Annotated in this window: 21 protein-coding genes and 1 tRNA gene; 13 read left to right on the top strand and 9 right to left on the bottom strand. The window is 60.1% G+C overall.

Annotated features, from left to right (window positions below; all coding sequences use genetic code 11):
* Window positions 1–177 precede the first annotated feature (177 nt).
* The 3 genes from XI08_RS22885 to XI08_RS22895 all read left to right on the top strand — a co-directional run bounded on the left by XI08_RS22885 (window position 178) and on the right by XI08_RS22895 (window position 5,064).
* Complete coding sequence (locus tag XI08_RS22885) at window positions 178–1,044, top strand: DUF4238 domain-containing protein (RefSeq protein ID WP_271576056.1); 867 nt, start codon at window positions 178–180, stop codon at window positions 1,042–1,044.
* Window positions 1,045–1,330: 286 nt separating this feature from the next.
* Window positions 1,331–3,763 (top strand): AAA family ATPase, encoded by a 2,433-nt coding sequence (locus XI08_RS22890; protein ID WP_271576057.1) that lies wholly within the window; start codon window positions 1,331–1,333, stop codon window positions 3,761–3,763.
* A gap of 113 nt (window positions 3,764–3,876) precedes the next feature.
* Window positions 3,877–5,064, top strand: coding sequence for an McrC family protein (locus XI08_RS22895; protein ID WP_271576058.1), 1,188 nt, complete (start codon window positions 3,877–3,879; stop codon window positions 5,062–5,064).
* A 210-nt stretch (window positions 5,065–5,274) separates the two neighbouring features.
* Here the strand turns inward: XI08_RS22895 and drt3b are convergent, their stop codons facing one another.
* The 4 genes from drt3b to XI08_RS22915 all read right to left on the bottom strand — a co-directional run bounded on the left by drt3b (window position 5,275) and on the right by XI08_RS22915 (window position 10,388).
* Window positions 5,275–7,227, bottom strand: coding sequence for an antiviral reverse transcriptase Drt3b (gene drt3b / locus XI08_RS22900; protein WP_333927979.1), 1,953 nt, complete (start codon window positions 7,225–7,227; stop codon window positions 5,275–5,277).
* On the bottom strand, window positions 7,220–8,446 hold the full coding sequence (drt3a, locus tag XI08_RS22905; protein ID WP_271576060.1) for an antiviral reverse transcriptase Drt3a: 1,227 nt from the start codon (window positions 8,444–8,446) through the stop codon (window positions 7,220–7,222). The genes drt3b and drt3a overlap by 8 nt, the downstream gene beginning before the upstream one ends.
* A 111-nt stretch (window positions 8,447–8,557) precedes the next feature.
* On the bottom strand, window positions 8,558–10,189 hold the full coding sequence (locus tag XI08_RS22910; protein ID WP_333927988.1) for a tyrosine-type recombinase/integrase: 1,632 nt from the start codon (window positions 10,187–10,189) through the stop codon (window positions 8,558–8,560).
* A gap of 112 nt (window positions 10,190–10,301) precedes the next feature.
* Window positions 10,302–10,388: transfer RNA gene (locus tag XI08_RS22915), tRNA-Leu, on the bottom strand.
* A gap of 140 nt (window positions 10,389–10,528) precedes the next feature.
* On the opposite strand from XI08_RS22915, the gene XI08_RS22920 reads away from it, so the two are divergent.
* The gene (locus XI08_RS22920; protein WP_271576062.1) at window positions 10,529–11,494 is read left to right on the top strand and encodes a complex I NDUFA9 subunit family protein; all 966 of its coding nucleotides are present in this window, start codon (window positions 10,529–10,531) and stop codon (window positions 11,492–11,494) included.
* Window positions 11,495–11,806: 312 nt separating this feature from the next.
* Here XI08_RS22920 and XI08_RS22925 read toward each other — a convergent pair whose 3' ends face one another.
* Entirely contained in the window at window positions 11,807–12,613 is an 807-nt protein-coding gene (locus tag XI08_RS22925) for an undecaprenyl-diphosphate phosphatase (RefSeq protein WP_271576063.1), read from the bottom strand.
* A gap of 170 nt (window positions 12,614–12,783) precedes the next feature.
* Between XI08_RS22925 and XI08_RS22930 the strand changes: the two genes are divergently transcribed.
* The 3 genes from XI08_RS22930 (at window position 12,784) to XI08_RS22940 (ending at window position 15,597) form a co-directional block, all read left to right on the top strand.
* Window positions 12,784–13,476 carry a glutathione S-transferase family protein gene (locus tag XI08_RS22930; protein ID WP_027543725.1) on the top strand — a complete coding sequence of 231 codons (693 nt, stop codon included), beginning with the start codon at window positions 12,784–12,786 and terminating at the stop codon, window positions 13,474–13,476.
* Window positions 13,425–14,603, top strand: a complete 1,179-nt coding sequence (queG, locus tag XI08_RS22935) for a tRNA epoxyqueuosine(34) reductase QueG (RefSeq protein ID WP_271576064.1) — start codon at window positions 13,425–13,427, stop codon at window positions 14,601–14,603. Before XI08_RS22930 ends, queG begins: the two co-directional genes overlap by 52 nt.
* A gap of 196 nt (window positions 14,604–14,799) precedes the next feature.
* Entirely contained in the window at window positions 14,800–15,597 is a 798-nt protein-coding gene (locus XI08_RS22940) for an acyl-CoA thioesterase domain-containing protein (RefSeq protein ID WP_271576065.1), read from the top strand.
* A gap of 131 nt (window positions 15,598–15,728) precedes the next feature.
* On the opposite strand, the gene XI08_RS22945 is transcribed toward XI08_RS22940, so the two are convergent.
* Window positions 15,729–16,196, bottom strand: coding sequence for a nuclear transport factor 2 family protein (locus XI08_RS22945; RefSeq protein WP_271576066.1), 468 nt, complete (start codon window positions 16,194–16,196; stop codon window positions 15,729–15,731).
* Window positions 16,197–16,337: 141 nt separating this feature from the next.
* Window positions 16,338–17,162, bottom strand: coding sequence for an alpha/beta hydrolase (locus XI08_RS22950; RefSeq protein WP_271576067.1), 825 nt, complete (start codon window positions 17,160–17,162; stop codon window positions 16,338–16,340).
* Window positions 17,163–17,411: 249 nt separating this feature from the next.
* Between XI08_RS22950 and infC the strand changes: the two genes are divergently transcribed.
* Window positions 17,412–17,951 carry a translation initiation factor IF-3 gene (gene infC / locus XI08_RS22955; RefSeq protein WP_084301986.1) on the top strand — a complete coding sequence of 180 codons (540 nt, stop codon included), beginning with the start codon at window positions 17,412–17,414 and terminating at the stop codon, window positions 17,949–17,951.
* A gap of 62 nt (window positions 17,952–18,013) precedes the next feature.
* On the opposite strand, the gene XI08_RS22960 is transcribed toward infC, so the two are convergent.
* Complete coding sequence (locus XI08_RS22960) at window positions 18,014–18,397, bottom strand: hypothetical protein (protein ID WP_271576068.1); 384 nt, start codon at window positions 18,395–18,397, stop codon at window positions 18,014–18,016.
* Window positions 18,398–18,671: 274 nt separating this feature from the next.
* Here XI08_RS22960 and rpmI point away from each other — a divergent pair, with 274 nt between their 5' ends.
* Together rpmI and rplT are read left to right on the top strand one after the other, a co-directional pair.
* Window positions 18,672–18,872 (top strand): 50S ribosomal protein L35, encoded by a 201-nt coding sequence (rpmI, locus tag XI08_RS22965; RefSeq protein WP_008539890.1) that lies wholly within the window; start codon window positions 18,672–18,674, stop codon window positions 18,870–18,872.
* Between the two features lie 80 nt (window positions 18,873–18,952).
* Window positions 18,953–19,312 carry a 50S ribosomal protein L20 gene (rplT, locus tag XI08_RS22970; protein WP_011083533.1) on the top strand — a complete coding sequence of 120 codons (360 nt, stop codon included), beginning with the start codon at window positions 18,953–18,955 and terminating at the stop codon, window positions 19,310–19,312.
* A gap of 10 nt (window positions 19,313–19,322) precedes the next feature.
* Here rplT and XI08_RS22975 read toward each other — a convergent pair whose 3' ends face one another.
* A complete protein-coding gene (locus tag XI08_RS22975; RefSeq protein WP_271576069.1) occupies window positions 19,323–19,736 on the bottom strand; it encodes a hypothetical protein in 414 nt (137 codons plus the stop codon).
* Window positions 19,737–19,888: 152 nt separating this feature from the next.
* Between XI08_RS22975 and pheS the strand changes: the two genes are divergently transcribed.
* The 3 genes from pheS to pheT are packed head-to-tail and all read left to right on the top strand — an operon-like array spanning window position 19,889 to window position 23,782.
* Window positions 19,889–20,971: a phenylalanine--tRNA ligase subunit alpha gene (pheS, locus tag XI08_RS22980; protein WP_271576070.1), complete on the top strand. Its 1,083-nt coding sequence runs from the start codon at window positions 19,889–19,891 to the stop codon at window positions 20,969–20,971.
* A gap of 2 nt (window positions 20,972–20,973) precedes the next feature.
* Window positions 20,974–21,363 (top strand): ASCH domain-containing protein, encoded by a 390-nt coding sequence (locus tag XI08_RS22985; protein WP_135178726.1) that lies wholly within the window; start codon window positions 20,974–20,976, stop codon window positions 21,361–21,363.
* Window positions 21,364–21,373: 10 nt separating this feature from the next.
* Window positions 21,374–23,782 (top strand): phenylalanine--tRNA ligase subunit beta, encoded by a 2,409-nt coding sequence (gene pheT, locus XI08_RS22990; protein ID WP_271576071.1) that lies wholly within the window; start codon window positions 21,374–21,376, stop codon window positions 23,780–23,782.
* Window positions 23,783–23,821 lie beyond the last annotated feature (39 nt).

Here is a 23,821-nt window from a genome sequence, read left to right on the forward strand (position 1 = left end):
GAGAAGAGCAGACTTCCTCCCGCAATGTGGCGAGGCCGCTTGTCACCCTGGTCGGAAGTTGGGGCGCCGACCTACAACTAGACATTGTCAATTGCTTTCATTTTTCTAGTTCATGCTTTACGAATAGTACGTCCTCGGTGCGTTGGTTAGAGATGCACGGGTGCCGGCTGGGGAAACATGAAAAGTCAGATCACGAGAAGACAACACTTCGTCCCGAGATTCTATTTGGCTCAGTGGGAGAATACGAACGGCAAGGTCATTGTTCATGATCTTGCTGACGACACTGTAGAACAAAGGAACCCAAAGAATATCTTGTGGGAGGAGTACTATTACGAGGAGGACGCGGCAGCTCCCGACAACCGGATCGAGGATATCCTTGGCAAAATGGAGACTGACGCGGCTGTCGTCTTTAATACAATCCGTTCATTCGACGATGCAGATCCAGGCAAAATTGCGGATCGATTGAAATCCGATCTCACGAATGACGAGATTCAAATCATTCGCCGTTTCGCCGCCCATCAATATTTCCGTGTTCCTGGAGCAATAGATCACAAGCGATTCGAGCTCCAACCGAGCGGCATTCCTGATTCTGTTAAAGAGATGGAATTGAATCCCGGTAGGTTCGTCGAGAGTGGCGTAGCGTACCTTGAAGACGCCTTTCAGAAGTTAATGATCTTGCTGTGTGTTTCCTCCGGTCAGGACTACATCACTTCAGACTGGCCCTGCTTCGATATAGCGGATTCAGATGATGCGCCGATTCTTGGCGAAGACCTTGGCACGAAGCCGGGAGTTGCTGCCTATTTTCCAATTTCTCCGCGAATTGCAGCAGTTTTTTTCAACCCGCAGCTTCCGGAAGTTTCGTCGATCGCTGCCTCCCTGCTGCGCCCTCGCCTCAAAACAAAAGTACAATCGAATTCGAAAGTAGTGAACCAGAACAAGCTGGTCATTCAGCAAAGCGAGCGCTTCGTGATCGCTAGGGAGATATCTTCCCGGATTTTCGAAATAGCTTCGACGCGGAAGAAGGGCCGCCCAATAAAAGCCTGAACTTGCTTTCTGTGGCGGACCCGAAGGAATAGCCGGCTTCCGCCATTAGACGAGTCGCGTCGGCGAACGGCCGAAGGCATTGTCAGTTCTTTTGAGCTTCCGTCCGAGACATGCACACTGCAAGCAACCAGATTCCAAATCATTCGACGTATTAACCGAAGGCTGCTCGCGGATAAGCCGCATGCGCCAAAAGTACATCTAGCGCTTCTATCGTTTAAATGGCCGAATCACACTCATGGGAAGGGCTTCAGCACGTCGATGATTACCGGACAGGATGGAGCGCTGCATGGCGCACTCTGAGCAGGCTCTAAAGATCGAACTGACAAGGGGCGCCCTTAACAACGGCTACATATCGATACCGCCGCGGCAGAGTTTGTTTCCCGCTCGGTTCGTTGCGGATAATGCCGGCAAGAGCGAAGAACGGTTTAGCCTTGAGCTTCCGGGAGGACGACTCCTCCGCACCTGCATCTTGGGAAGGTACGGTCGCCTGCAAGCACGCCTCGGTTCGCTCTTCAAGGAACTAGGGCTCGAAGCTGGCGATTGCGCCGTTATCAACGCCGCCGATTCAGCACCCGATCTTTACTTACTAACGTTTGAAACCCGCGGGACACCTGCGCCCACGAATCTAATTCGGACGATAGAGCCCCACACGATGATGCCTGACCTGAACCGGATTTTCTTTGGCCCGCCAGGGACGGGCAAAACCTTCGCGACAATCGACGCAGCGCTTGAAATCCTCGACCCGGATCTTCTTTCCGAACATTCGGAGAAACGTGATGTGCTGAAGAGCCGGTTCGACGAGCTAGCAGCGGCGGGCGATATCCGCTTCGTAACCTTTCATCAAAGTTTTAGCTACGAAGACTTCGTTGAAGGCCTCCGAGCCGAAACGAGCGACGACGGCCAACTCCGCTATGAAGTTGTCGATGGCATCTTTAAAAGCCTGTGTACGGCCGCCCTCGCCCGCGTGACCCAACGGGAAGAGGCAACAATCGAACTCGCGGGGCGCCGTATTTGGAAAATGTCGCTTGGCAACTCACTTGGCGATGATGCCTACATCTTTGAAGAGTGCATTGAGAACAATTGCGCGCTTCTGGGTTACGGCGGCTCGACCGACTTCGGGGACTGCAAAGACCGGGACGACGTATTCAAACGTTTCGTTGAGAGAAACGAGTCCGTCACGCGCGATTCGTATCCCGTGTCGGCCGTGAACACATTCCTGTTCAAGGTAAAGGAAGGCGATTTATTGATCGTCAGTGAAGGGAATATGAAGTTTCGCGCCATCGGCGAGGTCGTCGGTCCCTATCGAAGAGTCGAACGCGAGGAGCAAAGTGACTCTTACGGACAGTATAGGCCCGTAAAATGGCTGCGGGTTTATAAGCCTGCCCTTCCTTTCGACCAGCTGATGAACAATCAGTTCAGCCAGATGACACTCTATGAACTGAGAGAGAGTGCAATCGACAAGCAAAAGCTCCGTGCTCTTCTCGGATCTCCACCGACGGAATCAGCGCTACCTTTCAAGGTTGGCGATCGCTTTGGCACCGGCTATTCGGTCGTTCATATTTCAAGTGATCTGATCGAATTGGAAAAGCCAAATGGGAACAGCCTTCCGATCGGCCTCAGCATCATCAAGGCGTTGGCCGAGCATGTGAGAAATGGTGAACTCACGCTCGACGATATCCGCGACAAGCACGTGTTCGAAAAGCTTCAAGATTCGAAATTGGAGCCTAGCCTGATCAACGGATACAACAACATCTTCCCGCGGCTAGTCGAACGTTATTTAGCAAGCGCCCCCCAGCCGGCGCAGAAGCCCTCAGCCAAGGTACTTATCATTGATGAAATCAATCGAGGCAATGTTTCACGTATCTTCGGCGAACTGATAACTCTGATAGAGCCGTCCAAGCGGAAGGGTGCGCCGGAAGCGCTTGAAGTAGTTCTGCCTTACTCGAAGACGCGTTTCAGCGTCCCGGAAAACGTATACTTGATTGCGACAATGAACACCGCAGACCGGTCGCTCACGGGACTGGACATCGCTTTGAGGCGTCGCTTTTCGTTCGTCGAAATGGCGCCTGACTCCGGCCAGCTTGAGGGTATCGAGGTATCCGGGATCGATATTGAAGAACTTCTCGAGACGATGAACCAGCGGATCGAAGTGCTTCTCGATCGCGACCATCGAATTGGCCATGCTTATTTCCTTCCACTACGCAACGACTCCACAGTGGAAAGGCTTTCCAAAATCTTCAGCCAACAAATTTGTCCCTTGCTGGAGGAATATTTCTTCGAGGATTGGACGAGAATCCAATGGGTGTTCAATGACCACCGCAAAGCCCCTAAGCATCGATTCGTGACTGAGGTCGGCGGCGATTTGGATGCGCTATTCGGCGACGGGATTACCCTCTCGCATCAAAGGACCCGATGGCAGATCAACTCAGAAGCCTTCAAGCTGGTAGAAGCCTATCTCGGTGTTATCGATCATCAGCGGCAGACTGCGTCACTAGAGTCGGAAGCCGAAGCGCGGAAAGGCAATCTGGTCATACGAAGAATGTTGACGGGTTCGATACAGGTTTGGGAAAACGGTGCCCGCCTCCCAGAGGCTAAGGCAACCCTGCGGGAGCTAGCCTCTGAATTAGGCCTGAACATTCATCATTCAACCGGAACCGAATTCAATACCCGTGCGCTCGGAAATGCTGTCATCAAAGCACTAAGTACTGGTGCTACGTGACGCATACAATCGTTGTCCGAGAGTACGCTAGGCTTACGGCTGATGCTGTAGAAACGCCTTCTCTTGATTGCGCGTGCATCACCCCATCGGCGTTCGATTGGCTATGTGATCTCATGTCGCGATTTAGCAAGTCAGGCGCCGCGCTATGCCATCTTGAGAACCGACGATGGCTCCGGTTGGACAACTATGTGGGGGTCCTAGAAACTCCGTGCGGCACTCGCTTGGAGATTCTGCCCAAACATTATAATGGGCGGGACAGCATTGCGCGAAGTCGAGCGCTATTGCGCAAGATGATTCAGAGTTCGCTTGATTTGCCGGTCAGAGAGGCCGGGCAGGCGGACTTGCAGCTGTTCGATGCGCCGCTCAGCGAATGGCTCATCGGGAAATTTCTCCTCTTACTTGATGATCTAGTTAAGCGCGGCATAAGGTTCGATTACCAGAGAGTCGAGGAGGAGCAAGTCTTCCTGCGTGGCCAGCTTGATGTGGCGAAGCAAATCCGTCAGCCACCTAGCCGTCGACATCACTTTCAGATTCGCCACGACATCTTCCTGGCAGACATGCCGGAGAATCGGCTGTTAAAGTCGGCGTTGGAAGCCACATGCAAATCGACCCAAGACGCTCGGAACTGGCGACTCGCTCACGAACTTCGCAGCCTGTTACAGCAGATCCCCGCCAGCACTGATATCGGGCTTGACCTCGATCAATGGCGAGACGACCGGCTGCAAGCCCGTTATCAGGCCATCAAGCCCTGGTGTGAATTGATCTTGCGGAAGCAGATGCCGATCGCACTCTCTCACGAATGGCAGGGCATTAGCCTGTTATTTCCAATGGAGAAGCTCTACGAGCGCTATGTGGCCGCTTGCCTTCGGAAGATGCTCCGCCGAGATGCCTCCCTCAAGCTTGGATCGCGCCTCCATCATCTATGCGAGCATGACGGCGGCAAGATATTCCGTTTGGAGCCGGACTTTTTAGTCTCGCACGCCGGCAAAAATTGGATTCTCGATGCCAAGTGGAAGCAGCTTGACGCTGCCAATCGAGCGGACAGCTACAATCTTCAACAGTCTGATTTTTACCAATTGTTTGCTTACGGCAATAAGTATCTACACGACCAGCAAACGGGTGAATTAGTTCTCATCTATCCGAAGGTCTCGGAATTTTCGACGCCGCTTCCTCACTTTGATTTCACTAAAAACCTTAGACTTTGGGTGCTCCCCCTCGATCTCGAGCTAGGCGTACTTAACGGTATCACCAGAACCAATCTTCCGCTGTCGTCTAACTACACTGACGCTATCGCGGTGTAACTTGCGATGCCGCTAGGCAACTCCCGATAAGGGCGACTAGTTAGGCGGAGCAGGGAGCCGCCCTCAAGCATCAAGTGTGTGCGAGCTTTCGCCCGCCCGCATGGAACTATGCAGCCGGGTAATTAACCCAACTGACGTCGACCCTTACGTGGCAGCGGAGAAACTCCGCCGGTAGCTGTCTTGAACGACTCCCCGGAGCAAACTAGCCGCTTAATAGACCGCCCTCAACTCCTTCTTTCTAAGATGATTCAACAGATCAATCTCCCGCCAGTTAACGAACCACGGGAAACGCTCGATTTCGGCGACTAGCACGTTCGAATAATGCGCAGTTGATATCTCAAGGCCCTTCAGCAGGACATGTGCGCACTCGCGCCTGAACTGTTTCGACAAGAATGGACAGGCAATCAAGTCGAGGAGAAGGTGCGCGTCATGCGATACCTTTCTCGGCATAGCTTTTGGCAGAAACTGCTTACCAAGTTTATCTTCAACCTCGTCGATGAAGTCTGGATCAGACGAACCAAAATAGAACAGCAACGACACGATCGAAAAATAGTCAGCGTTCTCGTCGTCGATTACCCGCCTACGTATGTCATGGACGTTCGTTTTGTATGCCTCGGGAAGCGCTGTCGAGGCCAAGATGATGTTCAGCATTTCGATTGGGACGCACTCCGTCATCGCGACACTCAGCAAGCTTGGGTTCGTAACCACTTCCTGAATGAGAGTTCGGACCCTTTCGAAAATGTGCTCAGCCGCAGCCGTTAAGTTGTCCTTGAAGAATCGAACCGAGAGAATGGTCGCCTTAGCCACTTGATACGACGCGGTGACAGTCGCGTGCACCGTGAAGAAATAGAATAGCGCAGAGAGCAGTGTATCGAACGCCTTGGCATAAAGTTCAGCGTCCTTTCGGACCTCTGCGGGCGCAGATGGAAAGCCCGCTATCAAGATCTCCAGCGTGCTAGTAATCGACCCGATTATGTAAGGACTGACATCTTCGTAACCAGCGCCACCGTTCGTGCTCGCCACCTTGATGTCATTGACAAATGTTCGCACCACCGACTCCGGCTCCCGCACTCTCCGCGGTTTGTGCAGGCGAGAGCTCTGATCGATTTCGGAAATCGACTCTCGAAACTTGTGCAATGCCGGCGAAGCGCCCGATATGATCTGCGATCTTCGCGTTTGCAGTGGCCGGGCGATCGTGTGCGTCTTGGCCTCGTTGAGGTGTAAGTTAAACATCAATAGACCGTCCGAAACGGCCCGTTGAACTACGTCCAGAGTCTCGGTCGTATTGGCGAATATTGCGTAGTCGTCGATATACCTGCGTATCGCAAAATCCGAGCCATGCACCAGGCCTGCGCGCTTTGCTCTCTTAAGCACGGCCACATCAACGGATTGCAGGATAATCTCAGCAAAAATTCTTGACGCCTCCGCGCCGACGGGGATGCCATTGGTTTCATTATAGTTTGAATACTGCATCAAAGAATCAAAGTCGTTTGCAAATGACACGGCAAGCGGATGCTCCTTGCCGTGTTGGATGTCCTTAACTGCCCAAGCAAGCGTATGGCTGTAGATAGACGAAAAGCATTTCGATACGTCCGTGAGGCGCATCATCGAAAACGTCTTCTCAAGGCCCAAGAACTCTTGCGAATTAAAGAATTTGTAAAAGCGATCATATCCCGCATAAGCAAAATACGAACCGGGATTCCGAACAGATTCGTCGTGAAGGAGCATATCGATAGCAGCTCCTTTGTATCTCTTCGACTCGGCACTCCGCGTCAGATAAAAGACGGAGCTGCCTACTTTTGCTGCGCGACGTAGAGACACTTCGGCGTGACGACAAAAATACGGAAGTAGATGTCCATACTTTTGATAAAAGCCGCATGCCTCTTTCTGCGCCGCCGGATGGGCCAGGCTCAACTGACGGCTCGCCGTTGTCGATAGCCTAATGCGATACCTATAGGGGACCGTATAGTGCTCAGGATTCGAAGTTATCAGCGACTCGACAATGCGCTTTAGTCCCGGCGCATCCGACGTCCTTCGAAGATTTGTGTGAAAGCCGTCGTTTGAGAAGACGATTGGGACATCCATAGGCGCGGTATCCGTGAGGACCGCGCGATCGGCGTTGCTTCTATCGATATTCCCTCGCCTTATGCCGGAACTAGCCATCGCGCCAGCACCGTCGTAGGTCTGCCAGTTCGGCCGCTGAGAAGTTGTAAAAGGTCCGCTGCCGAAAGCTTCGCTCGAAGCTAAACTTCAAGAAAGACCTTCTCACCCCGATAGAAATCTTTGCGGAAAGCCGCTTGGACAAACGACTGCGACTACCCACCAGGACTGATCGAAGGAACGTGTCTAGGTCGGTCAGCGCGGCGTGAGAGTTTACACGCCTATAGTTGCAGTAAAGCCCGGTGTTGCGCGAACGATTCTTCACGAAATCCCTGACGTTATAATTTCCAGTAAGAAGCTGCAATCTACGCTCAAATTTCCCGACGTCTCCGTCTCCCAGAAACACCGCAATGGAGCAGCAAAGTCGAGCCTTCAGCCGGGCGATCTTGGTACTCGCGATCGTTACCTCAACGTCTCGGAAGAGTCTTCTGTCACCATCCCGGGTGCTTTCATGTATTGAGAAAGCGTATCCCAGATAGTCGAAACGCCCCAAGATGGCTTTTCCATCCGACTTCTGTTGGACGGGAATATCTATCGTCTTGGTCTTCTGATGGTTCAGTTCGAGCCCCAAGGGCGTCAAGAGTCTTCTTATCTTGCGTGCGAATTCGCGAGGATTTTCACGAGCGCTTGTGACAACGATAATATCGTCCACATATCGGGCATGAAAATATATCTCTGGCAGGAGAGATAGTTCACGATCAAACGGCTGCAACGCAAATTCAGACAGCGTTGCACTGAGAGGAACGCCTCGTGGCAAACCTACGATGCCTCGTGACTTCAGTTCGTTCAGGTAGTTCAAGAGAACAATCGTAGCGTTTCTTGGCAGGGACGGGATATTTCCTACCTGTTCGAATAGACGCTTGGTATCCACACTTTCGAAGAACGCCTTAATGTCGAACTTGTAGACTCGGTGAGGGACCCCCTCTTGCAGCACAGTGGTTAGCCTTCGAATAATCGTATCTCGATCGGAGGGACGAATCTGCGTTGCCTGCCGAATCAGCTTGTTCAGCCCCCGCAGAACCACGGCGTGCGGCGTCGTTCGAACGCACTGCGCGGCTTTTCGCTTAATAAGGATTTGCTCAAGTTTAAGGGCGGCGAAACCGTATTGGACGACAGTCGTTGCCCGCCTCGCAAGTTCATCCGCGTCGTAGTGGCCCGCTACGCAATCGTCGTTGAGAAGGTCTCTGCCGTGAATGCAACTCGACAGAAACTCGGAATTCATTCCCGACAGCAAATGATGCCCCCGCTAAACTCTCGGTAGTAGACGAACTACTAACATCGATTCGCGTGCATTTCACCGATCTTGTGAGATACTCCCGAAAATGGGCCGCCTTTACGCAACGTCGATGGATGGAAATTTCGCGATGGCGTTCGCCTTCGCCTTAATAGTCACGTCTCCGTAGCCCTCCGAAACATTGCGCGGCGCATGCCCCTGAATGGCATCCAGTACGCGCATATCAACGTCCTGATCGATACCGACAGTCTTGAAGCGATGGCGCCAGCCGTGACTTGGATCAACGTTCTTATCCTTCACCACTTCGCGCACGAACTCATTGACCTTGTTACGCACCGTCTTCACCGCGTTGCGCACACCTAACTCGCCGGCCTTTGGATCAATGAACAGATAGCCGCCCCTCGACTTCTCAAAGAACGCCAAGAAGCCTTCCTCGATAACTTGCCGATGGAGCACAACATCCCGCGCTTCATCCGTCTTCACCGGTCCCGCCTCCGGCGTCACATGCAGCACCCAGAGCCTGCCTTCGCGCCGCAAGTCCTCCTTCCGAATTTGGATCATCTCACCCACGCGAGCGCCCGTGAAGGCACACAGCCACGGCACCCACCGCTTGGCCGCCGCCAGCTTCGGGGCTTCCCGGCCGGGCACGAACTCGCGGGCATGCTTCAGGATGGCGAGGGCCTCCGAATCATAGAACCCCTTGGACCGGAGCTTGCGCGACTTGCCTACCTTGATGGTGATTCCTTCGGCCGGATTGCTCGGGAGCCGGCGATTGATCACCGCCCAGCCGAATACCGTCTTCATCCCTGCGAGGTCGCTATCCTTCACGGTCTTCGGGCTCACGCCGCTCTGCACGCGGTAGTCCTTGAAGCGAACGATATCCTCGGGCGTGACGCGGCTCGCTGTGTCATGCTTCAGGAACGTCACGAGGCGGGCGATCGAATTGCGATAGCTCTCATAGGTGCTCTGCTTGCGGCCAGCCCGCTTGGCTTCCTTCCACCAATCTTCGACTAGTCCGGTGAGGGGGTTCTTGGAGGTGCCTCGCTTTGGCTTTTCCTTCGCTTCTGCCGGGGCCTGCCACTCGGGAAAGCGAGCGGCCTTGGGGTCGGGTGCGTAGTTCCCACCCGCGTTCCGCTGGCGGCTGACGAAGGCGTCCCGCAACGCCATCCAAAACGCGACGAGCAACATAACGCGCGATTCGCTATCCACGTGGCGGATGCCCTTGGTTAGTAAGAGGCGGTCCACGATGGCGCCGAGCGGCTTCTCCAATTTCTTGGGGTCGCCATCCTCGCCAACCCTCTCCCACATCGCTATGACGGCCGCCCAATGTGATTCCTGCTCGTCCTGGCTCTCAGTGTCTGGCGCCCACCCCACTCCGGGCGTGTGCACCATGGCGACACTCTGGGCGCGGCTCTCGCTGTCCGCCCAAACGCGATAGAGTTCGCCTGCCAAGGCCGTCGCCTGCCGGTGGGTGAGATGCACAGGGGTGTCATTGCGGAGCGCCTCCCACACTGTCGCTAGGCAGGCCGCCGCAAGCGCGTGACGCCTCTTAGCTTCACTAGGCTCGGTGGTGCGAAGAGAGAACCGGACGGCCTGGGCGCCCTCGCTAGGCGTCACGAAAACGAAGCTATCGCCAAGCGGTATCGCGAGTTCGAGACCGCCCGCTTTGCGTCGGACATCAGCCGGAATGCGCTGCGCGAAAAAAGGAAAGCGAGACCCGTCCCGGCGCATCGGCCGAACAACCCTGAACAGCAATGTTACACCCCATTGTTACACAGTTGGGGCCAACGCAACACTCTGAAAGGGCTTATCTATCTGGATTTGTTTAAGATCCAGAATTGTATGGTGCCCAGGAAAGGACTCGAACCTTCACGGCCGTTAAGCCACTGGCACCTGAAGCCAGCGCGTCTACCAATTCCACCACCTGGGCATGCCGGTTTGGGGCACGGAGGCGGTTACTAAGGTTCGGTGACGCGCTTGTCAAATCATGAGTAGGGATGCGGATTGCGCATCGCAAACCGGCCCGATACAAGCCTCGTCAGGCGCACTCTCCCTCAGGAATAGATCCCCATGGCATCGAATCTGGAAACTCTCGTCACGGTTTTCGGCGGATCGGGGTTTTTGGGCCGGAATGTCGTCCGGGCGCTGTGCAAGCGCGATTACCGGGTCCGGGTCGCGGTGCGGCGGCCGGAACTGGCTGGATACCTCCAGCCCTCCGGCAAGGTCGGCCAGGTCCATGTGGTGCAGGCCAACTTACGCTACCCGGCCTCGGTCGAGGCGGCGCTGCGTGATTCGGATGTCGTGATCAATTTGGTCGGCATCCTCACCGAGGGTGGCAAACAGAGCTTCGACGCGGTCCAGGCCAAGGGCGCCGAGACCGTCGCCAAGGCGGCGGCCGCCGCAGGGGCCCGCCTGGTGCATGTCTCGGCGATCGGCGCCGATGCGCAGTCGCCCTCGCGCTATGCCAAGGCCAAGGCGGCCGGCGAGGCGGCGGTCCTGGCCGCGGTGCCCTCGGCCACGATCTTCCGCCCCTCCGTGATGTTCGGCCCCGAGGACCAGTTCACCAACCGCTTTGCGGCGCTGGCCCGGATGTCGCCGGTGCTGCCGCTGATCGGCGAGAGGACCCGGATGCAGCCGGTCTATGTCGGCGACGTCGCCACCGCGATCGCGGATGCGGTCGACGGCAAGGCCAAGGCGGGCGCGACCTACGAGCTCGGCGGGCCGGAGGTGCTGACCATGCGCGAGATCATCGAGGCCATCCTCGAGATCACCGCTCGCAAGCCGATGCTGGTGCCGCTGCCGTTCGGACTTGCCCGCTTCCAGGCCAACTTCCTGCAATTCGCGCCGGGCGCGTTCAAGCTGACGCCCGACCAGGTCACGCTGCTCGAGCGCGACAATGTCGTGTCGGATGCGGCGAAGGCGGCTGGGCTGACGCTGGAAGGCCTCGGCATCACGGCGGATTCGCTGGAAGCGATCGCTCCGCAATATCTCTGGCGCTTCCGCGCCGCCGGGCAGTTCCAGCGCATGAGCATTTGAGCCCCGCTTAGGCCGCGGGCCCGGTTAACCTCTCCGGCTTGCGGGCAGGGCTATCGCATATGACTTTTGGCAACACCTGACTGCGCGCCTCGTCCTTCGAGACGACCGCTCCGCGGTCTCCTCAGGATGAGGCTAAGCAGCGCCGTGCCGTTGAAACTGCTGCCACGCATTCCGTCCTCATCCTGAGGAGTCCGCCTAAAGCGGGCGTCTCGAAGGATGGCCGCAGGAACCTCTTTCAAATGCGATTCCCCTGCGCCTGCGGGAGAGGGAGCGCAGTCTCGCCGGAGCCGGCTTCAAAACTTCAGCAGCGCCCTAGCGTCCCAATGCCAGCGCGATCAGGCCGAGCGTGCCGACGATGACGCGCCACCAGGCGAACACCACGAAGCCGTGGCGGGTGACGTATGTCAAAAACGTCTTCACAACGATCACCGCGGTGATGAACGACACCACGAAGCCGATCGCGACGATGCCCATGTGGTCCATCGTCATCTCGGAGCGGTTCTTGTAGAAGTCGTAGGCGAACGCGCCGATCATGGTGGGGATCGCGAGGAAGAACGAGAACTCCGCCGCCGCGCGCTTGTCCGCACCCAACAGCATGGCGGCGACGATGCTGGCGCCGGAGCGCGACACGCCCGGGATCATCGCCACGCACTGCGCGATGCCGATATAGAGATACATCAGCAGCGGAAACTTGGTGGCGTCATGCTCGCGCGGCTTGAGGTCGAGCTTGTCGACCCAGAGCAGGATGGCTCCGCCGACGATCAGCGTGAAGCACACGACCCACGGATTGAACAGCACGCTCTTGATGTATTTGCCGGCGACGAGGCCGACCACGACAGCCGGCAGGAACGCCACCAGCACGCCGATCACGAAACGGCGCGAATAGGTGTCGCCGGTGAAGAAGCCGATCACGACATCCCAGAGCTTCCTAAAGTAGAGCCCGACGATCGCGAGGATCGCACCCAACTGGATCAGAACCGTAAACGAATCCCAGAAGGCGCCTTCGCCGAGATGAAAAAATCGCTCCGCAAGCAGCAGGTGGCCGGTCGAGGAAACGGGAAGGAACTCGGTCACACCCTCGATGATGCCGAGGATCACTGCCCGTATTGCATCTGACATATTTACGGTCCATTTCCGCTGGAAAAGCGGGGTTCTTCTCGCCTATTCGTCCCCATGCTGCAATCGCAAAATACGATCATCACGGTCTTGCTTCGCGGTTTTGAAGGACTAGTGTGGCGCCGCACAAACATTGATGGATTCTTAAGCACCATCAAATAGTCAAAGGCTTCATGTTTACGCTGTTTCATCATCCGTTCTGTCCGCATTCGCGCTTCATCCGTCTGATCGTGGGCGAATACGGGCTCGACCTGAAACTGGTCGAAGAGCGCAGCTGGGAACGGCGCGAGGCATTCCTGCTGCTCAATGCCGCCGGCACCACGCCGGTCCTGGTGGACGAGGAACAGCCGCCGATACCGGGCGCGGCGATCATCGCCGAATATGTCGACGAGGCCTATGGCGCCGGGATGGGACCCAAGCGCCTGATGCCGGAGACGCTTGGCGAGCGCGTCGAGGTGCGCCGGCTGATGGCCTGGTTCAACGAGAAGTTCTTCGAGGAGGTCTCGCACCCTCTCGTCACCGAACGGATCTACAAGCGCTTCATGAGCGAGGACAGCGGCGGCGGTGCGCCCTCGGCCGACGTGATGCGCGCGGCCAAGGCGAATGTGCGCTATCATCTGGCCTATATCGGCTGGCTGGCGCAGACGCGTAACTTCCTCGCCGGCGACCGGCTCACCTACGCGGATCTCGCCGCCGCGGCGCATCTCTCGGCGATCGACTATCTGGGCGACGTGCCATGGAGCGAGGACGACGCAGCAAAGGCGTGGTACGCGCGGGTGAAATCCCGCCCGTCGTTCCGCCCGCTGCTGAGCGAATGGCTCGCCGGCGTGCCGGCGTCGCGGACCTATGTGGACCTGGATTTCTGAGCTCGGCCGATCTGTCTGAACTGAAGACGAAGTTGACGGCCGAGGCAAAGGCGCTCGGCTTCGACTGCATCGGCGTGACGGAGCCCGGCTCGATCGAGACTGCCGGAGAGCACTTCCTCGAATTCATCGCCTCGGGCGGCCATGGCGACATGGACTGGCTCGCAGCGCAGCCGGAGCGCCGCGTCGATCCGCGCGGGCTGTGGGCCGACGTGCGCAGCGTGATCATGCTCGGCGTCAACTACGGTCCCGACGCCGATCCGCTCGCGATCCTCGAGCAGCGCACGCGCGCGGCGATCTCGGTCTATGCGCAGGGCGACGACTATCACGATTTGATCAAGAAGCGCCTGAAGGCGCTGGCGCGCTGGCTGGTCGCGGCCGCACCGTCGGAAGTGAAGGTGTTCGTCGATACCGCCGCGGTGATGGAGAAGCCGCTGGCGCAGGCCGCGCATCTGGGCTGGCAGGGCAAGCACACCAATCTCGTCTCGCGCGAGTTCGGCTCATGGCTGTTTCTCGGCGCGATCTACACCACGCTCGACTTGCCGCGCGACGCGGCCGAGATCGATCATTGCGGCTCGTGCCGGGCCTGTCTCGACATCTGCCCGACCGCGGCATTCCCCGCGCCCTACAAGCTCGATGCGCGTCGCTGCATCTCCTATCTCACCATCGAGAACAAGGGACCGATCCCGCGCGAATTTCGCAAGGCGATCGGCAACCGCATCTATGGCTGCGACGATTGCCTTGCCGCCTGCCCCTGGAACAAGTTCGCGCAAGCGGGACGCGAGGCCAAGCTCGCCGCGCGCGACGAACTGCGTGCACCAGGCCTTGCCGAATTGGCGCGGCTCGATGATGCGGCGTTTCGTGCGCTGTTCACGAAGTCGCCGGTCAAGCGCATCGGCCGTGACCGCTTCTTGCGCAATGTGCTGATCGCGATCGGCAACTCGAGCGAGGTGGCGCTCGCGGAGGAGGCGCGGCGATTGCTGGGTGATGAGAGCCCGCTGGTGCGTGGCGCGGCGGTGTGGGCGCTGGGGCAGTTGATGTCGGGCAGCGCGTTCGATGCGATGAAGTCTGCCGCGATGAGCACCGAGCGCGATGAAAGTGTGCGTCAGGAGTGGCAAGCCGCCTCCTAACTCTGGGTGTCATTCCCCGCGAAGGCGGGGAATCCAGTACGCCGCGGCCTATCGGCTCAATCACTACTGCCTCTGGAATACTGGATCGCCCGCCTGCGCGGGCGATGACAGTGGCGTGTGGGGAAGCAAGCGCCACCCCTGACCACGCGAGCCACCACCCTTGATTTCCCCGCGCGTTCCTTCAAGCTCGCGCGTCATGACAAATATGCCTTTCTTCACCCGCGACGGCGATACATTCCATCCGACGGAAGTTGCCAATGGCCCGTGGGATCCGAAATCGCTGCACGGACGCGTCATCGTCGGCCTGCTCGGCTTCGCCATCGAGGAGCGCCACTCCGGCCCCGAATTCGTGCCGGCGCGGCTCACCGTCGACATGTTTCGGCTGCCGACCATCGACAAGCCGATCGAAGTGACGACGCGGCTGGTGCGCGACGGACTGCGCATCCGCGTGGTCGAGGCGGAATTCGTCTCCGGCGGCGTCAGCATGGCGCGCGCCTCGTGCCAGTTGCTTCGCAAAACGCAGAATCCCGACGGCAACGTCTGGTCGCCGCCAAACTGGGACGTGCCGAAGCCATCAGACATTCCCAAGCCGACCGATCCCAGGCTCGGCATGCACGGCAAATGGACGACGCGGCCGATCATCGGCCATATGGGCTCGCTCGGACCGCGCCGGCTCTGGATGAGCGAGGTGCGCGAGCTCGTTGCCGGCGTGCCGATGACGCCGTTCGTCCATGTCGCGGTTGGCGCCGATTTCGCGAGCCCGTTCGCGAACGCCGGCGACAAGGGGCTCGGCTACATCAACAGCGACGTCACGATCTATCTGCACCGCCTGCCGGTGACGAACTGGATCGGCTTCGATGTGGTGAACCATCACGCCACCGACGGTGTCGCGATCGGCGAATGCTGGCTCTACGACGAACAGGGCCCGATCGGCACCGCCACCGTCGCCGCACTGGCTCAGCGCAAGCCGATGGCGAATCCGTCGAAGCGGTAAAGACGCGAGGTCTCTCCACTTTGTCATTCCGGGATGCGCCGTCAGGCGCAGACCCGGAATCCATCGGGCCGCAAGCCGAGAGGTGGAATGGATTCCGGGCTCGCGCCAAGAGGCGCGCCCCGGAATGACAGCTACGCCAGATGCCGCGTCATCTCCGGCCGCGCCTTCAGCTCCGCGCCCTGCTTGGCGACGATCTTGGCAATCCGCTCCGGCGCAAATTTCAAATCGACAAACGCCGGCGCGGTGTTGGCGACCTCGTGATAGCCAGCGATCTTGCCGTCCTTCAGCGTCATGATCGCAACGCCCTCGAACATCGCCCGCGCGCCGTTCGCCTCCGGCAAGGTCGAACGATAGCTGAAGGCGTAGCGCGCGTAGAGCGTGGTGCCGTTGGTGACGGGATCGTGCATGTCCCAGCGGAAATCGGTCGCCGTGCGATAGAACCAGTCGTCGATCATCGCGGCGATCTTCTCGCGGCCGACGAAGGCGCCGTAGAAGACGTCGTGATAGACGCCGTCCTCGGTGAAGAGATCGGCGAACGCGCGGCCGTTGCGCTGCTCGACGGCATCGCAGAAGGCGCGCAGCATGGCGGTGGTGGTCATCGGCGTGGCTCCCTCTTCTTAGTCATGCCCCGCGAAGGCGGGGCATCCAGTACTCCGAGGCTTCTCAGCTTAATCACAATCGCCGCGGCGTACTGGATCGTCCGCCTTCGCGGACGATGACACCGAGTGTCTGGAGAGACCTCACCCGATCTCGGCCACCGCGGCAAGAATGCGCGCGATGTCCTGCGGGCGCGAGAGACGGTGGTCGCCGTCCTGGATCATGGTCAGCACGACGTCGTCGGCCGGCAGGCGGTGCGTCAGCGCGAAGGCGTGCTGCCAGGGTACATCAGGGTCCTGCGCGCCTTGCAGGATGCGGACGGGGCAGCCGAGATCGATGGCGCTGCCGAGCACGAGATGGTTGCGGCCCTCCTCGATCAGATTCCACGTGATCGGATAGGGCGAGCCGTCACCATACTCGGACGGCCGCAGCCAGACGCCCTTGGTCTCGATCTCCTTCTTCACCGCAGCCGGAAAATTCTTCCACATCAGCTCCTCGGTGAAGTCGGGCGCCGGCGCGATCAGCACGAGGCCCGCGAGCGACGCCTTGGCTTGCTGGTTCTCCTGCTGGTTCGCTTGCTGGTTCTCTTGGCGCTTCCTGATCTCGCGCGCGAGCAGCAGCGCCATCCAGCCGCCCATGGAGGAGCCGATCAGGATCTGCGGGCCGTCGCAGAACCGCGCGAACACCGCGACGCTCTCCTCCAGCCAGCGCCCGATGGTTCCGTCGGCGAAATCGCCGCCAGATTCACCGTGGCCGGAATAGTCGAACCGGACCGCGGCGCGGCCGTGGTCGCTGGCCCAGGCGTCCAGCGCCAGCGCCTTGCTGCCCCGCATGTCCGATTTGAACCCGCCGAGCCAAACGAGGCCGGGGCCCTTTCCGGCGCGGCGGCGTACCGCGATCCTGCGCGCGGACGCGCCCTCGCCCACATCGATGAAATCGAGCACGGTATCGGGAATTGCATCGGTCATGGAACGTTTACTCTGGCTGTGCGGTTTGAGCTGTCTGGGCGCGTTCCGTGGCACCGCCGGACATCGGTATTGGCCCTTTGGGACGCTTGCGGAACGAGGGCAAGGTGTCTATGTCGGTCAGCGTGCCGCCAGGCGTGACCAAAATGCCTCGCATTTAACGGTTTTTCGCTTCGCGTACGCGACTTGCTTGCCGGCAAACGCATCTTCCTTCAAGATAGCCGCTTCTTTCACAACTTTGGAGAACCACCCATTCGCCGTCCTAATAAAGCTCCGCCCGCTGCCAGCAAAGACGGGCCGCGCATCAATGATGATATTCGCAATGCGCAGATCCAGCTGATCGATCAGACCGGTGACAATAAAGGCACGGTCGAGACCGTCATCGCCATCAAGATGGCCCAGGAAGCTGGCATGGATCTGGTCGAGATTTCGCCGAATACCAGCCCTCCCGTCTGCAAAATCATGGACTACGGGAAGTACAAGTATTCCGCTCAGAAGAAAGCCGCCGAAGCCCGCAAGCGGCAGAAGACCGTCGAGATCAAGGAGATCAAGCTCCGCCCGATGATCGACGATCATGATTACGACGTGAAGATGCGCGCGATGCAGCGGTTCTTCGAAGAGGGCGACAAGGTCAAGATCACGCTGCGCTATCGCGGCCGTGAAATGGCGCACCAGGAGATCGGCACCAAGCTTCTGGACAAGATCAAGACCGACGTCGCCGAGCTCGCCAAGGTCGAGCAGGACGCGCGGTTCGAAGGCCGTCAGGTGGTCATGGTGCTGGCGCCGCGCTGACGCCAGTTATTTGGAATTGAGAGTTAACGGCCCGTCCGGTTCTCCGGCGGGCCGTTTGTGTGTCAGCTCCGCGTCGCCTGCCAGGTGCCGCTGCAGCGGTCGCCGAAAATGATGCCGCTCCACGAGCCGGAGCCGTTCACGCCGGCAAGCCGGCCGCCGCCACTGGCATGGGACGCGCCGACCGAGACATTGACCGCCACAGTGCCGGAGCGCTTGACCCTGCCCGAGACCCGGCCGCCGCCGGCGGACGAGACGCGGCTGCCGGTCACGGTGAAGGGGACTCTGTAGCCCGAGCTGCAATTGCCGCGGCTGGTGGCGAAGGTGACGTTCCAGATGCCGTCATAGCGGCCGCCGCGGGCATCGGCGGTGGACGGCAGCGCGGCGGCGGCGAGCACGGCAAGCAGCGCCAGGCGGCGCGGGCGGGCAGATTGCGGGAAATGGGCCATTTTGGTCCTTCCTCCAGGCGACACGGCCTGGACGACGAGGGTGGCAACTCCGGATAGTCGGCGGGCGGGTTTCGGCGGTTCATCGTTGCCAACTGGCTGCCGCTCTGGCATAAGCCCAGCCTTCATCGCCCGGCTGATTAAGGGCTGCCGTGGCGGTGTCCGTGCGGGTTTCGCGCTTGTTCGTAGAAACCTGAGCACAATCAACGCTCTAACGAGCATTTTTGACGGCCAGCCGCCTTCGCGGGCGGATTTCCGTGGCCATTAGGAGAGCCAAATGCCCAAGCTGAAGACCAAATCGGGCGCTAAAAAGCGCTTCAAGGTGACTGCCACCGGCAAAGTGATGCACGCCCAGCGCGGCAAGCGTCACGGCATGATCAAGCGGACGAAGAAGCAGATCCGTCAGCTTCGCGGCACTCGCGTGCTGTTCAAGACCGACGGCGACAACGTCAAGAAGTACTTCTTGCCGAACGCCTGATCGCGTCCACGATCACTGCCACCTCAGCCGCGCCTCGCGCGGCGATCCGAAAACCAAGTCATCTCTGAAGGATTTTTGTCATGTCTCGCGTCAAACGCGGTGTGACCGCCCACGCCAAGCACAAGAAAGTCTACAAGGCCGCCAAGGGTTTCTACGGCCGCCGCAAGAACACCATCCGCGCCGCCAAGCCGGCCGTCGAGAAGGCCCAGCAGTACGCCTTCCGCGACCGCAAGCGCAAGAAGCGGACGTTCCGCGCGCTCTGGATCCAGCGTCTCAACGCCGCTGTGCGTCCGTTCGGCCTGACCTACAGCCGATTTATCGACGGTCTCGCCAAGTCGGGCATCACCGTGGACCGCAAGGTGCTGTCGGATCTCGCGATCAACGAGCCCGCGTCGTTCCAGGCGATCGCCGAGAAGGCCAAGGCAGCTCTCGCGGCCTGAGGTCTCTCGGCTAGCGGGCCTTCTGGCCCGCAGCCTTCAGTGCGCGTTGCGAGTAGCGCTGGGCGACCTCCGCCCGGCAGAATGCCGTAAACGAGAGATACATGGTGCCGGACTTGTTCCGGTACTTGACGTCGCACGCGTGCATCTCGCTTTTGTACGCCTGCGTCTGCGCGGCACTGAGGCCGGGCTTGAAGTCCGCTTCGCATTTCTTTTCGACGGCGGCGCCGAGCTGGACATCGCCGCTCGCGGTCAGTTGGCAATCCTGAAACACCTTCATCGCGCTTTCGCAGCCCTTCTGCGCACTGATGGTGTCGACGACCTCGTCCAGCGTCATGGATTTCTCCATGCAGACCATGGCGCGCGCCGGGGTGCCGGCGACCGATAGAGCGACGGCCAGGACGGCCAGGCAGCATTTCGAAAGCATCGCAAAAGTCTCCTCGTATCCTCCCTTGGTGCCGGGGCCCCGTGCGAGGTTCAACCCAGCTGGTCGAGAGCGCGAAATGACCGGCTTTTTGCTTGACGTTACGCCCTTCGGGCGGCGACAACCCAGCCGAATTTGGCAGCAAGGATTTGACTGTGTCCGACCTCGCAACGCTTGAAGCATCCATCCTCGACCAGATCGCCGCCGCCGGCGACGAAGCCGCCCTCGAAGCGGTGCGCGTCGCAGCCCTCGGCAAGAAGGGCTCGATCTCGGCGCTGCTCGCCACGCTCGGCAAGATGTCGCCCGACGAGCGCAAGACGCAAGGCGCGGCGATCAATCAGGCCAAGGACAAGGTCACCGAGGCGCTCGGCACGCGGCGCGACGTTTTGAAGTCGGCGGCGCTCGATACGCGGCTCGCGTCCGAAACCATCGACGTGACGCTGCCGCTGCGTGACCCGCAGGCCGAGGCCGGCCGCATCCATCCGCTGAGCCAGGTCTGGGACGAGCTGACCACGATCTTCGCCGACATGGGCTTCTCGGTCGCCGAAGGCCCCGACATCGAGACCGATGATTACAACTTCACCAAGCTGAACTTTCCGGAAGGCCATCCCGCGCGCGAGATGCACGACACCTTCTTCTTCCATCCGAAGGAAGACGGCTCGCGCATGCTGCTGCGAACCCACACCTCGCCGGTGCAGGTGCGCACCATGCTGAGCCAGAAGCCGCCGATCCGCGTGATCTGTCCGGGCCGCACCTACCGCATCGATTCGGACGCGACCCACACGCCGCAATTCCACCAGGTCGAAGGCCTCGTCATCGACAAGCACTCGCATCTCGGCCACCTCAAATGGATCCTGCACGAGTTCTGCAAGGCGTTCTTCGAGGTCGACCACATCAACATGCGCTTCCGCCCGTCGTTCTTCCCGTTCACCGAGCCGTCGCTGGAAGTCGACATCCAGTGCCGTCGCGACAAGGGCGAGATCCGCTTCGGCGAGGGTGAGGACTGGCTCGAGATTCTCGGCTGCGGCATGGTGCATCCGAACGTGCTGCGCGCTTGCGGCATCGATCCCGACGAGTACCAGGGCTTTGCCTGGGGCATGGGCATCGACCGCATCGCCATGCTGAAATACGGCATCGCCGACCTGCGCCAGCTGTTCGACAGCGACGTCCGCTGGCTGTCCCATTACGGCTTCAAGCCGCTGGAAGTCCCGACGCTCGCGGGGGGACTGAGCACGTGAACCTGAGCGCCGTCCCGGAGCAATATCGCGGCCTGCGGTCGTTCGCCTTCGGCGACGGACCGGCTCTGGCCGACGAGTTGCTCGATCTCGTGATCCGGGGCGTCAAGACTGCGACATGCAGCACCGAGGACGAGCCCAACACCTCGACGCCGGGCGAACGCTGGATCGTGCTCGACGGACGCGGAGAGCCACGCTGCATCATCGAATCGACCGAGGTGAGCTATCGCCGCTTCGGCGAGGTCGATGCGGCCTTTGCCTTCGACGAAGGCGAAGGTGATCGCAGTCTCGACTACTGGCGCAACGCGCATCGCAACTATTTCGGTCGGCAAGGCAAATTTCGCGAAGACATGATGCTCATGTGCGAACGCTTTCGCCTGATCGAGGTTTTCTAGGAACGGCACCATGAAATTCACGCTCTCCTGGCTAAAGGACCATCTCGACACCGACGAGCCGCTGGAGCGGCTCGCCGAGAAGCTCACCATGATCGGGCTCGAGGTCGAGAACATCGAGGACAAGGCGAAGGCGCTGAAGCCGTTCACCATCGCGAGGGTGATCTCGGCCGAGCAGCATCCGAATGCGGATCGCCTGCGCGTCTGCATGGTCGACACCGGTGATGGCGGCGCGCCCGTGCAGGTCGTGTGCGGCGCGCCGAATGCGCGCGCGGGCCTCGTCAGCGTGTTCTCAGCCCCCGGCACCTACATTCCCGGCAAGGACATCACGCTCGGCGTCGGCACCATCCGCGGCGTCGAGAGCCGCGGCATGCTGTGCTCGGCGGCCGAGCTGCAGATCTCCAACGACCATGACGGCATCATGGAATTGCCGGCGGATGCGCCGATCGGCGCTGCTTACGCCGAATGGGCCGCGCTCGGCGATCCCGTGGTCGAGATCAACCTGACCCCGAACCGGCAGGACTGCACCGGCGTGCACGGCATCGCGCGCGACCTCGCCGCCGCCGACATGGGCAAGTTCAAGGACCCGACCATCAAGGCTATCAAGGGCGAATTCCCCTGCCCGGTGAAGGTCACGGTCGAGGACGCGACGCTGTGTCCGGGCTTCGCGCTTCGCCTCGTGCGCGGCGTCAAGAACGGCCCGTCGCCGGAATGGCTGCAGAAGCGGCTGACCGCGATCGGCCTGCGTCCGATCAACGCGCTGGTCGACATCACCAATTTCATGACCTACGACCGCGCGCGCCCGCTGCACGTGTTCGACGCCAAAAAGGTCAGGGGCAATCTCGTGGTGCGCCGCGCCCGCGACAGCGAGACGCTGCTCGCGCTCGACGGTCGCACCTACAATCTCGATTCCGCGACGTGCGTGATCGCCGATGAGCACGGCGTCGAATCGCTCGCCGGCATCATGGGCGGCGAGGCCTCCGGCTGCGACGAGAACACCACCGACGTGCTGATCGAATCGGCGCTGTGGAACGAGATCAACATCGCCCAGACCGGCCGCAAGCTCGGCATCAATTCCGATGCGCGCTACCGCTTCGAGCGCGGCGTCGATCCGGCCTTCATGGTGCCGGGGCTGGAGCTCGCGACCAGGCTGGTGATGGAGATGTGTGGCGGCGCACCGTCCGAGAACGTCGTGGTCGGCAAGGCCTTTGGCGATGACCGCGTCATCGATTTCCCGGTGACCGAGGTCAAGCGCCTGTCCGGCATCGAGGTGCCGCAGCCGGAGATGAAGCGCATCCTGACCCATCTCGGCTTCATGATGGCGGGCCCCGGCCCGGTGGTGAAGGTCGCGGTGCCGTCGTGGCGCTCCGACGTGCACGGCAAGGCCGACATCGTCGAGGAGATCGTCCGCATCTTCGGCGTCGACAAGGTGCCGATGACGCCGTTCGAGCGCGGCGAGGACGCGCGCAAACCGGTGCTGACCCCGCTCCAGCTCCGCACCCGCCGGGCGCGGCGCGCGCTCGCGAGCCGTGGCATCATCGAAGCGGTGACGTGGTCGTTCATTACGAAGTCTGCGGCAAAACTGTTCGGCGGCGGCCAGCGCGAACTGGAAGTAGCCAACCCGATCGCCTCTGATCTCTCCGACATGCGCCCGACCCTCTTGGCGGGCCTGATCGCGGCGGCGCAGGCCAATGCCGATCGCGGCTTCGGCGATGTCGCGCTGTTCGAGGTCGGCCAGGTGTTCAAGGGCGATCGCCCGCAGGATCAGTTCATGGCGGCGAGCGGCGTGCGCCGCGGCTTTGCCTCGTCCGAGGGTCTCGGACGGCACTGGTCGGGCTCGGCGCAGGCTGACCTGTTCGACGCCAAGGCCGATGCGCTGGCTGTGCTGGCCGCAAGCGGCGCGCCGATGCAGGCGCTTCAGATCGTGGCCGGTGGTCCCGGCTGGCTGCATCCGGGACGTTCCGGCACGATCCAGATCGGCCCGCAGAACGTGCTCGGCTATTTCGGCGAGATGCATCCGCGCGCGCTGGAAGCGCTCGGCGCCGACGGTCCGCTGATGGTGTTCGAGGTGATCCTCGACCGCATCCCCGAGGCCAAGAAGAAGCCGACCCGCGCCAAGCCCGTGATCGAGCTGTCGGCCTTCCAGCCGGTTACGCGCGACTTCGCCTTCATCGTCGACCGCACTGTGAAGGCCGGCGATATCGTGCGCGCCGCGCTCAGCGTCGACAAGAAGCTGATCACCGGCGTCAACGTGTTCGACGTCTACGAGGGCAAGGGCATCGATGACGGCAAGAAGTCGATCGCGATCGCGGTGACGATCCAGCCGCGCGAGAAGACCTTGACCGACCAGGAGATCGAGGCTGTCGCCGCGAAGGTCGTGGCGGAGGTGACGAAGAAGACCGGCGGCGCGTTGAGAGCATGATGCCGAAAAGTGTGCAGCGGTTTTCGGACGACATCATGC

The sequence above is a fragment of the Bradyrhizobium sp. CCBAU 11361 genome (assembly GCF_028128935.1).
Classification (GTDB): domain Bacteria; phylum Pseudomonadota; class Alphaproteobacteria; order Rhizobiales; family Xanthobacteraceae; genus Bradyrhizobium; species Bradyrhizobium niftali.